Raw genomic sequence first — 12,567 nt, forward strand, 5'->3', positions numbered from 1 at the left:
GTCTCAACCCAGCCGGAAATTGACCGGCTGCGCCGCCTCGGCACGCCCGTCGAAAGCATAGGCGAGATGCGGGCCTTCGCGGCGCACCCAGTGGCAGAAGAGATGCGCCGACCAGCCATTGGGATTGGGGGTGATGCGGCCATGGCGGCGCTCGACGCCCTGATAGAGCACGCCGTCTCCCGGCTGCATCTCCACGGAGGCGAAGGGCAGCGTGCCGAAATCATCCTCCACCAGTGCACTGGGCGGCACCGCGGCCCCGGCCATCTCCAGCGGCCAGGGAACCCCATCGCTATAGTCGAGCGTCAGCGACAGGCTCACCTCGCAGGCATAGCGATCGCAGTGCACGCGGCAGACATCGCCCTCGCGATAGATGCGGAAATAGCTGTAGCTCGGCAGTAGATCGAGCCCAAGCAGCGTCGAAACGGTGGGAGTCAGCCCCCACAGAAAGCCCAGCAGCGGCGGATAGTGGAAGCCGTACAGCTCCACCGCTTCGCGCTTGAGCAGGTTCGGCTGGCGCATCAACTGGCCAGCGGGCACCTTCGAGACGACGTCCCCTTCAATCTGCCGGAGCAGCGCGTTGCATACCGCCGGCGGCACAAGCCCGCGCACGAGGGCATAGCCATCCCGACCATAGTCCCCGTCGAGCTGCATCAGTCGTGCTTGGGCCGCAGGCTGGTGAAGCTGCGATCCCAGCGGACCGCGGTCACATAGGCGAGCGGGTTGAACCACGATCCCTCGCCGTCGAAGCTGTGCGTCACCAGCTCGGCACGGCCGGCGATCGTCTCCAGCGGCACCGGGCCGCCGAGTCCCAGTTCGTCCGATCCGAAGCGGCTGTCGGCGGACTGGTCGCGATTGTCGCCCATCAGGAGGACATGGCCCGCGGGCACGGTAATCGGCCCGTAATTGTCCCCGGGGCTGAGAAAGCCGTTGGGCAGCACGGTATCGCCCAGGTCGATCACGTCGTAGCTGGCGCCGTTCGGCAACGTCTCGCGATAGAGCGGGGGCTCGCAATAGAGCTTCCCGTCCGCCTCCTGCGTGCGGAACGCGGCGAGCGGGCCCTCGTCGCACGGCACCGCGGCGTCGACCGGGATCCTGGCGCGCCCCTCCGCCACGCGCGGCACGGGCTTGCCGTTGAGGATCACCACGCCGTGGCGCACCGCCACCGTGTCGCCCGGCACGCCGATCACCCGCTTGATCAGATCCTCGCCGTCGCCGCGCCGGACGACGATGACGATGTCGCCGCGCGCCGGGGTACCGCCGAACAGGCGCGTCGCCGCAATGTCCTTGCCGTGGAGCATCAGCGAGGCCTGCGAGAAGCCATAGGGGAATTTGGTGGCGACCAGCCGGTCGCCGGTGCGCAGCGCTGGCATCATCGATCCCGAGGGGATGTAATAGGGCCGCGCCACCGCGCTCTGGAACAGGAAGAAGATGCCCAGCGTCGCCGCCCACCCGGCCAGCGTGCGCTTCCAGCTCGGCTTGGTCTCGGCCATGGCGTCAGGCGATCTCGTGGCTGCCATCGAGCAGTTCGCGTGCATCGAGGCCGAGCAGGGCGATATGGTCCTTCACCCGCGGCCAGAAGCCGGTGAGGAAGCGTTCGCGCTCCGCCGTCCGCAGCCGCTCGACCGCGCCGGACACCACGAACATGCCGACCCCGCGACGGACCTCGACATAGCCGTCGTCCTGGAAGCTCTGATAGGCCTTGGCCACGGTCAGCGGGTTCGCGCCATGCTCGGCGGCGAGCGCGCGGACCGAGGGAAGCTGGTCCCCGGCGCGGTACTGACCGCGCAGGATCGCCGCGGCGATGATCGCGCGCAGCTTGAGGTAGACCGGGCTGTCTTCGTGCTCCAAGGCTGTCATGCTGCCATAATACAGCAGATGGCCTTCGAGTCCATACTCAGGGATTCCACCGATGGACCAGCTGGCTCAGCTCACCGCGCGGACGCTCCTCCAGCGGACGGCCGGGCGTGCCGATAAAGACGAAGCCCGCGATGCGCTGCCCCTCGCTGCCGAACAGGTCGCGCACCGCATCCGAATAGGCCGGCCAGCCGGTCAGCCAACCGCCGGCAAAGCCCATGGCGTGGGCGGCGTGGAGCAGGTTCATGCAGGCGGCCCCTGCCGACAGCTCCTGCTCCCACAGCGGCACCTTGTGCGGCTGGACGGGGGCCGAGAGCACCACCACCAGCGCCGGCGCCTGGGTGGCGAACTGCGCGGCCGCCTCTTCGTCGCGCGCGGTGGCATCGGGCTTTTCGGCGCGCAGGATCTCGACCAGCTTCAGCGCCAGCGCCGGACGCGCTTCGTCCGGCACGATCACGAAGCGCCAGGGCGCGAGCTTGCCGTGATCGGGCGTGCGCGCGGCAATCGCCACCATCTGGTCGAGCTGCTCGGGGCTGGGCCCCGGCGCCACCAGGTCGCGCGGCTTGCCCGATCGACGGGTCTTGAGGAGGCGGAGCGGCGTGGTGCGATCGTTGAAGGTCATGGGGCGCATCTAGGGTGCTGTCCCGCCCCCGCCAAGCCGCGCGACTTTACAGCGGCGATGCAGGCTCTAGTCTGCGCGCCATGCACCGGGCCCATGCGCCCGGATCCCAACTTAGGACGCAAACCTGCATGGTCGACACACCCACTGCCGATTCCCCGGCAGAACCGGATATCTCCCGCGTAAACCCCGCCGACGAAAAGACCTGGTTTGGCCATCCCCGCCAGCTGGCGCGCCTCTTCTCCACCGAGATGTGGGAGCGCTTCGGCTTCTACGGCATGCGGGCGCTGCTGACGCTGTACCTCACCCAGCATTTTCTGTTCGGGGATCGCGAGGCCACCGGCCTGTACGGCGGCTATACCGCGCTGGTCTATCTGACCCCGCTGGTCGGCGGCTATCTGGCGGACCAGTTCCTCGGCTCCAAGCGCGCGGTGAAGTTCGGCGCGATCCTGATGTCGATCGGCTATTTCGTGCTGTGCTTCGGCGGCCAGACCGCGACGCCCTATGCCAAGATCGACGGCCAGCGCTACGAAGTGGCGATCGAGAAGACCGCAGCCGGCGAGCAGCGTTATGTGCTCGATTCCGGCCACAAGCAGCTGATCAAGGGCAATGACGACGGCTCGATCACGCTGAGCGAGAACGGACAGACGGTCCGCACCATCGCCAAGGGCGGGTTCGAATCCGAGGCCGATCGCAGCCCCTTCTACGTGATGGTGATGCTGATCGCGCTGTCGATGGTCTCGGTCGGCAACGGCTTCTTCAAGCCGAACATCTCCACCATGGTGGGCGAGCTTTACCCGGCCGGAGACAGTCGCCGCGACGCCGGCTTCACCATCTTCTACATGGGCATCAATCTCGGCTCGATGCTGTCGCAGGCACTGTGCCCGTGGCTGGCCGTTGCGGTCGGCTGGTGGGCCGGCTTCGGCCTCGCGGCGATCGGCATGCTCTGCTCCTGGGCGCTGATCCAGCTGGACGGCGGCAAGCTCAACGGCATCGGCGAGCCGCCGGCCAAGGCCGCGACCGGCCGCCAGCAGATCCTGATCTATATCGGCGCGCTGTGCGTCATCCCGCTCTTTTACCTGCTCTACATCAATCTGATGGCGGCCGAGCCAGCGCCGGCCGGTTCGGGCCTCCTCGGCTATGTCGCGTCGCTGTCGCTGATGGGCAAGCTGCTGTTCGGCACCTTCCTGATCGGCGTGCCGGCGATCCTCATCTGGTCCTTCTTCGCCGGCGATCGCCGCGAATTCCAGATGATGATGGCCGCGATGGTGCTGATCGTGTTCAATGTCGTCTTCTGGACGCTGTTCGAGCAGGCCGGCTCCTCGCTCACCCTGTTCGCCGATCGCAACACCGATCTGTCGATCTTCGGCTGGTTCACCATGACGGCGGGCCAGACGCAGAGCTTCAACGCGCTGTTCATCGTGCTGCTCGCGCCGCTGATGTCGATGCTGTGGGCGGGCCTCGCCAAGCGCGGCCTCGAGCCGAGCATTCCGGTGAAGTTCGGCATCGCGCTGATTGCCGTGGGCGGCGGCTTCCTGTTCCTGGTGTGGGGCGCGCAATGGGCCGATACCAGCTTCAAGGTGTCGGTCTGGTGGATCGCCGGGCTCTACTTCATCCACAGCTTCGCCGAGCTGTGCATCTCGCCGGTGGGCCTCAGCATGATCACCAAGCTGTCGATCGCGCGGATCGTCGGCATGATGATGGGCGTGTGGTTCCTGTCGATCTCGGTCGCGCAGTACGTGGCGGGCGTGATCGCGCAGTTCGCCAGCGTCGAGACGGTGGGCGGCCAGGTGACCAATCTGAAGGTCAGCCTGGAGACCTATCTCAGCGTGTTCACGCTGATCTCGGAATGGGCGATCGGGCTTGGGCTTCTGTTGCTGCTGCTCAGCTGGCCGCTCAAGCGCTGGATGCACGGCGTCAAGTAAGCGCCGTTCCCCGCAAGAGGGACGGGGCGCCGCAGAAATGGGGGGACAGCGGCGCCCCTGTCGTTCGCCCGAGGGGGAGTGGGCGAACGAGTCTCGAAATCAGGCCGCGAGCGGCAGAACTGCCAGCGCTTCCTGCTCATTGGCAGCCGCGAGCGCGCGGACGTTCGCAGTGCTCATCTGGCCGGTAGCGGCCATACGGCGATGGGCGAAATAAAGCGCGATCAGCGAAAACATGAGAACCTCGAAACAGCTTTGCTGCAATGCAGCGCGGGCGCCGCATCTGGTTGCCTTGGCCTGAGTCCGCAACTGCAAAGCCGCTCCGCCGCAGTTGCAGTCGCTGCAAGTGCGAACGTTTTCCCTCCCAGAATGCAAAAAGGCCCGGCATCGCTGCCGGGCCTTTTCCGTATAAATACGAGTGGCGCTTACCAGATGTGCACGCGCTGCTCCGGCGCGAGGTACAGCTTGTCGCCCGGCTTGACGTCGAATGCCTTGTACCAGGCATCGACATTGCGGACGATGCCGTTGACGCGGGCGGTCGCCGGCGAATGCGGGTCGGTGAGCAGCTGCTGGCGCTGCGCATCCTCGCGCACCTTCACCCGCCACGCCTGGGCATAAGCGAGGAAGAAGCGCTGGTCCCCGGTCAGCCCGCCGACCGGCTTCGCCTTGCCGTGCTTGGCCTGGTACTTCTGGTATGCGCCGTACGCCGCCTCGACGCCGCCGAGATCGCCGATATTCTCGCCCAGCGTCAGCCGCCCGTTGATCTTGGTGCCCGGCACCGGCTCATAGGTGTCGTACTGGCCCGCCAGCGCCTTGGTGCGCGCGGCGAAATCTTCCTTGGCCTTGGGCGTCCACCAGTTCTCGAACTTGCCGGTGGGGCCGAACATGCTGCCCTGGTCGTCGAAGCCGTGGCCCATCTCATGGCCGATCACCGCGCCGATCGCGCCGTAATTGACCGCCGGATCGGCATAGGGATCGAAGAAGGGCGGCTGGAGGATCGCCGCCGGGAAGGTGATCTGGTTCGACAGCGGGTTGTAATAGGCGTTCACCGTCTGCGGCGTCATCGCCCACAGGCTGCGATCGACCGGCTTGGGGAAACGCGAAAGTTCCAGCTGGTGCTCGAACTCGCCCGAGCGCATCACATTGCCGAGCAGGTCACCCCGCTCCACCGTCAGCGCCGAATAGTCGATATATTTCTCCGGGTGGCCGATGCGCGGCTCGAAGGCGGCGAGCTTGGCGAGCGCAGCCTTGCGGGTCGCCTCGTCCATCCAGGTCGAAGCCTCGATCCGCTCGCGATAGGAATCGCGCAGATTCTCGATCAGCTCGGCCATCTGCTTCTCGGACTCGGGCGGATAATATTTGGCGACATAGGCCTTGCCCACCGCCTCGCCGAGCGCACCGTTGACGATCTGCACGCCGCGCTTCCAGCGCTCGCGCTGCACCTGCACGCCGGAGAGCGTCTTCGAATAGAAGTCGAACCGCGCCTGGTCGAACGCTTTCGGCAGATAGGTCGCGTGATCGCTGACGAAGCGATAGGCGAGATAGTCCTTCCACGTCTGCAAGGGCGTCGCGGCGAAGATCTTGCCCAGCGCGATCAGCGCGGTGTTCTGGGTCATCAGGATCTGCGGCGAGCTCTCCAGCCCAGCGGTCTTCAGCATCAGCGCCCAGTCGAACTCAGGCGCCTTGGCGGTGAGGCCGGCGATGGTCTGCGGATCGTTGAGCTTGGCGATGTCGCGGCTCTGCTCGGGCGACCACTGGACCTTGGCCATCGCGGTTTCGAGCGCGACGATCGCATCGGCCTTGGCGCTCGCGTCGGGGATGCCGGCCAGCTCCTGGATCTTCTGCACATAGGCGCGATAGGCGGTGCGTGCCGCATCGAACTTGGCGCCCTGGTTCAGAAAATAGTCGCGCGGCATGCCCAGGCCGCCCTGGCCCACCGCCGCCGTGTACTTGGTCGGATCGGCGAGGCTGGGGCTGATCTCCACCTCGACCGGCGTGGCATAGCCGGTGCTGGCGAACAGCACCTGCAGCGCGCCCTTGTCCTGCACCGCCGCGATGCGGCCGAGATAAGGCTTGAGCGGCGCGGTGCCGCGCGCCTCGATGCCCGCCTCGTCCATCCAGCTGGCGTAGAAGTCGCCGACCTGCTTGCCGCTCGCGCCGTAGGCGGCGGGGTTCTTGGCCATGTCGTCGAGCAGCGCGCGGACGTTGTTCTCGGCGGCGAGCGCCAGATCGACGAACGGGCCGGCCGAGGTACGGTCGGCGGCGATTTCGGTGCGCGATGCCCAGCCGCCGTTCGCGAAAGTCCAGAAATCGTCGCCGGGCTTCACCCCGGGCTGCTGCGCGGCCAGATCAACGCCGAAGCTGCCATATTTGGGCTTGCCGCCCTGCGCGAGCGCAGGCGCGGCGACGAGCAGCGCAACGGCGCTGGTCAGCAACAAGGAACGACGCATTTTCATGATGTTAGGCTTCCCCACCACGGTGTGTGTTAGCGAAGTGTAACGGGGGGTGCGGGGCGCCGCAACGGTATTTTGTTACAAGCGATACTGTCTGAACGGCCACCCCTCCTCCCGTATCCGCGGGAGGAGGGGTATTCATCACCCGACCCGGTTGGCGACCAAGTCGTCGACCACCGCGGGATCGGCCAGCGTCGAGGTATCGCCAAGGCTGGTCACGTCGCCCTCGGCGATCTTGCGCAGGATACGGCGCATGATCTTGCCGCTTCGCGTCTTGGGCAGGCCAGGGGCGAACTGAATCGCGTCGGGCGTGGCGATCGGGCCGATCTCGCCGCGGACCCAGTCGCGCAGTTCCTTGCGCAGCGCCTCGTTCGATTCCACGCCGGCGTTGAGCGTCACATAGGCGTAGATGCCCTGCCCCTTGATGTCGTGCGGCATGCCCACGACCGCGGCTTCGGCCACCTTGTCATGGAGCACCAGCGCGCTCTCCACCTCGGCAGTGCCCATGCGGTGGCCCGAGACGTTGATCACGTCGTCCACCCGACCGGTGATCCAGTAATAGCCATCGGCATCGCGGCGGCAGCCGTCACCGGTGAAATACTTGCCGCGATAGGTGGTGAAATAGGTCTGGAAGAAACGCTCGTGATCGCCCCAGACGGTGCGCATCTGCCCGGGCCAGCTGCGCGCGATGACGAGATTGCCCTCGGTCGCACCCTCCAGCAGCGCGCCGTCGCCGTCGACCAGCCGCGGCTCGATCCCGAAGAAGGGCATCGAAGCCGACCCCGGCTTGAGCGCGGTGGCGCCCGGCAGCGGGGTGATCATGTGGCCGCCGGTCTCGGTCTGCCACCAAGTGTCGACGATCGGGCAGCGCCCCTCGCCCACCACGTCATGATACCAGCGCCACGCCTCCGGGTTGATCGGCTCGCCGACCGAGCCGAGCAGCTTTAGCGACTTCCGGCTGGTCGCGGTGACGTAGCTATCGCCTTCCTTCATCAGCGCGCGGAGCGCCGTGGGCGCGGTGTAGAGGATCTCGACCTGGTGGCGATCCACGATCTGCCACATGCGGCCGGCATCGGGCCAGGTCGGCACGCCCTCGAACATCAGCGTGATGCCGCCGTTCGCCAGCGGGCCGTAGACGATATAGCTGTGCCCGGTGACCCAGCCGATATCGGCCGCGCACCAATAGACCTGCCCCGGCCGGTAATCGAACACGACCTCATGGGTATAGGCTGCCCAGAGCAGATAGCCGCCGCTCGAATGGAGCACGCCCTTGGGCTTACCGGTCGAGCCAGAGGTGTAGAGGATGAACAGCGGATCCTCGGCGTCCATCGGCTCGGCCGGACAGTCGGCGGAAACCTTGGCGGCCGCCTCGTGGTACCAGAGGTCGCGGCCGGGCTGCATCGCCACCTCGCCGCCCGTCGCCTGCACGACGATGACCTTTTCGAGCACCGGCGCATGCTTCTGCGCGGCGTCGACATTGGCCTTGAGCGGCACACGCTTGCCGCCGCGCCGGCCTTCATCGGCGGTGATGACGATGCGGCTGTCGCAATCGACGATGCGGCCGGCCAGCGCCTCGGGCGAGAAGCCGCCGAATACCACCGAATGCACCGCGCCGATCCGCGCGCAGGCGAGCAGCGCCACCGCCGCCTCGGGGATCATCGGCATGTAGACGGTGACGCGGTCGCCCTTCCGCACGCCTTCCGCCTTCAGCACATTGGCGAAGCGGCAGACCTGTTCGTGGAGCTCGCGGTAGCTGATACGGCGGGGCTCTTCCTTGGGATCGTCGGGCTCCCACAGGATCGCTGTCTGCTCGCCGCGCGTCGCGAGGTGACGGTCGAGGCAGTTGGCGGCGACGTTGAGCTTGCCGTCGGCGAACCAGCGGATGCGGAAATCCGCCTCGTCGAACGACCAGTCGCCGGCGGTCTGCGGGGAGACCATCCAGTCGAGCCGCTTGGCCTGTTCGAGCCAGAACCCGTCCGGATCGGACAGCGACTGGGCGTGGAGACGTTCATACGCTGCGGCATCGACGCGGGCGTGCTTCGCCCAGGCTTCCGGCACCGGATACAGATTTTCGCTCATCGAGACCCCTCCTGGTCGGCGGGCATCTAGGAGCGCAAGGGGTGGATAGGCAAGGCACCGGTGGTTGCAACATCGTTACATCCAGCAAACAAATTTCGGTGGAACCGCGAAACCGTATCAGCCATATAAGACGCTATGGCACGACCTGCGTTTGCTCTGTTGCTCTGTGCGGCGCTGCCGCTTGCAGCCTGCTCCTCCGGTTCCGCCCGCCCGCAACAGACCGCCGCCCCGATCGATATGCCAGATCGCTTCTCGGTCAGCGCGGAGCAGCAGGCGCGCGAGGATCTGGTGCGCTGGTGGGACAAGTTCGACGACCCGATGCTCGGCCAGCTGATCGGCCAGGCGCAGACCGCCAATCTGGACATCGCCCAGGCCGTGATCCGGTTGCGCCAGGCGCGCGAATCGCTGGTCCAGTCGCGCTCGGCGCTGCTTCCCACAGTGAGCGGCTCGGCCGGCTATTCGCGCAATGAGCCGCTGCGCGGCGGCACCACCACGACGCAGCTGCCCGACGGCACGATCGCGTCCTTCTCGCAGGGCGGCAGCAGCAACTTCTCGCTCGGGCTCGACGCAAGCTACCAGGTCGATCTGTTCGGCGGCGTGCGCAGCGGCGTCCGCAGCGCGCGCGCGAACGTTGAGGCAGCCGGGTTCAATCGTGCGGCGGTGCTGCTCTCGGTCGAATCCGAAACCGCCCGCAACTATGTGCAGGCGCGGCTCTCCCAGGCGCAGCTCACCAATGCCCGCGAAAGCCTCGCCATCCAGGACGAGAATCTCCAGATCGCACAGTGGCGGGTGCAGGCGGGCCTCGTCTCCTCGCTCGATGCCGAGCAGGCGCGGGCACAGCGCGCGCAGACCGCCGCTTCGATCCCGCAGCTCGAAAGCAGCTATGCCGCCAACGTCGCCCGGCTGGGGGTGCTGACCGGCCAGACGCCCGGCGCACTGCGCGAGGCGATGACGGCGCCCAAGCCGATCCCGCGCGGCCCGGCCATTGTCGCCGCGGGCTTCCCCGCCGATGCGCTGCGCCAGCGGCCCGACGTCCGCGCGGCCGAGCGCAACCTCGCCGCCGCCACTGCGCAGATCGGCGTATCGCGCGCCCAGCTCTATCCCAGCCTGGCGCTCGGCGGCACCATCAGCTCGGGCAGCGGCTCGGTGCGGTCGCTGCTCGACCTCATCACCGGCCGCGCCTTCGCCAACGTTGCGCAGACCATCTTCGATTCGGGCCGGCTACGCAGCCAGCTAAGGTCAGCGCGCGCCGGGGCGGACGGCGCCTTCTACAGCTACAAGGCCAGCGTGCTGCAGGCGATGGAGGAGATCGAGAACGCGATCGTCGCCCTCCAGGCCGCCCGCGAGCGCGAGGCAGCGTTCCGCACCGCGCTGGAGGCCGCGACCAACCAGGCGCTGCTCGCGCGCTTCCAGTATCGCTCGGGCCTCACCGACTTCACGACGCTCAACCAGTCCGAAAGCGCGCTGCTTTCGGCCAAGAACGGCCTGTCCCAAGCCGAATCCGAACAGGCAACCGCGCTGATCCAGCTCTATGTCGCGCTCGGCGGCGGCTGGGACGAAGCCGCGCCGATCCCGCCCCTCCCTCCAAAAACAGGCAGCGCCACCAATGCCCAGTGAACCGCAGGACCTCGACACCTTTCTGGGCACCAAGCGGCGCCCCTGGTGGCGGCGCAACCTGCGCTGGCTCCTCATCGCGCTGGTCGTGGTGGTGCTGGGGCTGCTGGTCTCGCGCTGCTTCGCGCCCAAGCCGCCGCCCAACTACATCACCGTGCCGGCCGAGAAGGGCGCGCTGTCGGTGACCGTCTCCGCGACCGGCCGGCTCGCGCCGATCCGTCAGGTGACGGTGGGCTCGGAAATCTCGGGCCTCGTCCTCAAGGTGCTGGTCGACGTCAATGATCGGGTGACCGAAGGGCAGACGATCGCGATCATCGACCCCGCCCGGCTCGACGACGCGATCACCCAGAGCCGCGCGACGCTCTCCGCAAACGAGGCCGCGGTGGCACAGACTCAGGCGACGCTGGACGAAGCGACCGCGCAGCTTCGCCGCATGGAGGAAGTCAGCCGCCTCTCGGGCGGCAAGGTGCCTGCCAAGACCGAGCTCGATACCGCGCGCGCCGCCGTCGCCCGCGCGCGCGCCAATCTCCGCTCGGCCCAAGCCAATGTGATCTCCGCCCAGGCTTCGCTGTCGTCGAACCAGACCCAGCGCACTCGCTCGATCATCCGCTCGCCGGTGAACGGCGTGGTGCTCGCCCGCCAGGTCGATGCCGGCCAGACCGTCGCCGCGCAATTCAGCACGCCCAACATGTTCGTCATCGCTCAGGACCTGACCCATATGAAGCTGGAGGTGGCGATCGACGAGGCCGATGTCGGCTCGGTCAAGGTCGGCCTGCCGGCCAGCTTTACGGTGGACGCCTTCCCCGGCCGCACCTTCCCGGCGCAGATCACCCGCGTCGACCTCGGCTCGAACCTTACCGCCTCGACCGCAACGACGAGCGCCACGACCAGCACGACCACCGCCAACCAGGTCGTCTCCTATGCCGCGATCCTCTCGGTCGCCAATCCGGACCTGACGCTGCGCCCCGGCATGACCGCAACCGCGACGATCGGCGTCGAGAAGCTGGACAACGCGCTGCTCATTCCCAACGGCGCGTTGCGCTACACCCCGCAGGATGCCGGCGCGAAGAGCGGCGGCGGCGGGATCCAGTTCGGCCCGCGCCGCGAGGAGCAGCAAAAGGCGATCGGCCGCGGCAGCAAGCAGACGGTCTATGTCGTCGGCAGCGATGGCAAGCCGCAGAAGGTGGAGGTCGTCACCGGTCCCAGCGACGGCAGCCGCACCGCGGTGACCAGCACCCAGCTCAGGCCCGGCATGAAGGTGATCGTCGGGGTCCAGGCGAACGGCCTGGCCAAGCCAGCCAAGGACGATCAGAACTAAGATGGCCGAGCCGCTTATCCAGCTCCAGGGCATCACCAAGACGTTCGGCGAGGGGCCGACCGCGTTCCAGGCGCTGAAGGGCGTCGATCTCACGATCGAGGCGGGTGCGTTCCTGGCGGTGATGGGAGCCTCGGGCTCGGGCAAGTCGACGACGATGAACATCCTCGGCTGTCTCGATGTGCCGACGGGCGGCAGCTACCTCTTCCGCGGCGTGCCCGTCGAAAAGCTCGATCGCGACCAGCGCGCCTATCTGCGCCGCCGCTATCTCGGCTTCGTGTTCCAGGGCTTCAACCTGCTCGCGCGCACCACCGCGCTGGAGAATGTCGAGCTGCCGCTGCTCTACCGCGGCGAGCACCGCAAGGCGCGGCGCGAGGCGGCGATGGCGGCGCTGGAGCAGGTCGGGCTCGATCGCTGGGCGGACCATACGCCCTCGGAGCTTTCCGGCGGCCAGCAGCAGCGCGTCGCCATCGCCCGCGCGATCGTGACGCAGCCCGATGTGCTGCTCGCCGACGAACCGACCGGCAATCTGGACAGCGAGCGTTCGGTGGAGATCATGAAGCTGCTTCAGCGCCTCAACGCGGAGCTCGGCATCACCGTGCTGATGGTCACCCACGAGCCCGAGATGGCAAGCTTCGCGCGCACGATCGTGCACTTCAAGGACGGGCTGGTCGAGCGGACCGAGACCCCCGCCGGCATGGGGGTCTGAGG

At 67.4% G+C, this 12,567-nt stretch carries 11 protein-coding genes; 4 read left to right on the top strand and 7 right to left on the bottom strand.

Annotated features, from left to right (window positions below; all coding sequences use genetic code 11):
* Positions 1–3: 3 nt before the first annotated feature.
* Genes QZ670_RS02840 through QZ670_RS02855 form a run of 4 tightly spaced genes read right to left on the bottom strand, consistent with a single transcriptional unit; the run spans position 4 to position 2,476 of the window.
* Entirely contained in the window at positions 4–651 is a 648-nt protein-coding gene (locus tag QZ670_RS02840) for a hypothetical protein (RefSeq protein WP_294251873.1), read from the bottom strand.
* On the bottom strand, positions 651–1,517 hold the full coding sequence (gene lepB / locus QZ670_RS02845) for a signal peptidase I (RefSeq protein WP_294251876.1): 867 nt from the start codon (positions 1,515–1,517) through the stop codon (positions 651–653). The genes QZ670_RS02840 and lepB overlap by 1 nt, the downstream gene beginning before the upstream one ends.
* Entirely contained in the window at positions 1,495–1,857 is a 363-nt protein-coding gene (locus QZ670_RS02850) for a GntR family transcriptional regulator (RefSeq protein ID WP_294251880.1), read from the bottom strand. Before QZ670_RS02850 ends, lepB begins: the two co-directional genes overlap by 23 nt.
* A 37-nt stretch (positions 1,858–1,894) precedes the next feature.
* Entirely contained in the window at positions 1,895–2,476 is a 582-nt protein-coding gene (locus QZ670_RS02855; RefSeq protein WP_294251883.1) for a nitroreductase, read from the bottom strand.
* A 128-nt stretch (positions 2,477–2,604) separates the two neighbouring features.
* Here QZ670_RS02855 and QZ670_RS02860 point away from each other — a divergent pair, with 128 nt between their 5' ends.
* Positions 2,605–4,398 carry a peptide MFS transporter gene (locus QZ670_RS02860; RefSeq protein WP_294251887.1) on the top strand — a complete coding sequence of 598 codons (1,794 nt, stop codon included), beginning with the start codon at positions 2,605–2,607 and terminating at the stop codon, positions 4,396–4,398.
* Positions 4,399–4,497: 99 nt separating this feature from the next.
* On the opposite strand, the gene QZ670_RS02865 is transcribed toward QZ670_RS02860, so the two are convergent.
* The 3 genes from QZ670_RS02865 to acs all read right to left on the bottom strand — a co-directional run bounded on the left by QZ670_RS02865 (position 4,498) and on the right by acs (position 8,927).
* Positions 4,498–4,710 (bottom strand): hypothetical protein, encoded by a 213-nt coding sequence (locus QZ670_RS02865; protein ID WP_294251890.1) that lies wholly within the window; start codon positions 4,708–4,710, stop codon positions 4,498–4,500.
* Between the two features lie 110 nt (positions 4,711–4,820).
* A complete protein-coding gene (locus QZ670_RS02870) occupies positions 4,821–6,851 on the bottom strand; it encodes a M13 family metallopeptidase (protein ID WP_294251893.1) in 2,031 nt (676 codons plus the stop codon).
* 138 nt (positions 6,852–6,989) lie between these two features.
* The gene (gene acs, locus QZ670_RS02875) at positions 6,990–8,927 is read right to left on the bottom strand and encodes an acetate--CoA ligase (RefSeq protein WP_294251896.1); all 1,938 of its coding nucleotides are present in this window, start codon (positions 8,925–8,927) and stop codon (positions 6,990–6,992) included.
* A 135-nt stretch (positions 8,928–9,062) separates the two neighbouring features.
* On the opposite strand from acs, the gene QZ670_RS02880 reads away from it, so the two are divergent.
* Genes QZ670_RS02880 through QZ670_RS02890 form a run of 3 tightly spaced genes read left to right on the top strand, consistent with a single transcriptional unit; the run spans position 9,063 to position 12,565 of the window.
* A complete protein-coding gene (locus QZ670_RS02880; protein ID WP_294251899.1) occupies positions 9,063–10,544 on the top strand; it encodes an efflux transporter outer membrane subunit in 1,482 nt (493 codons plus the stop codon).
* A complete protein-coding gene (locus QZ670_RS02885; RefSeq protein WP_294251902.1) occupies positions 10,534–11,859 on the top strand; it encodes an efflux RND transporter periplasmic adaptor subunit in 1,326 nt (441 codons plus the stop codon). The genes QZ670_RS02880 and QZ670_RS02885 overlap by 11 nt, the downstream gene beginning before the upstream one ends.
* A gap of 1 nt (position 11,860) precedes the next feature.
* Positions 11,861–12,565, top strand: coding sequence for an ABC transporter ATP-binding protein (locus tag QZ670_RS02890; RefSeq protein WP_294251903.1), 705 nt, complete (start codon positions 11,861–11,863; stop codon positions 12,563–12,565).
* Positions 12,566–12,567 lie beyond the last annotated feature (2 nt).

It is taken from the genome of uncultured Sphingomonas sp., from assembly GCF_913774285.1.
GTDB lineage: Bacteria > Pseudomonadota > Alphaproteobacteria > Sphingomonadales > Sphingomonadaceae > Sphingomonas.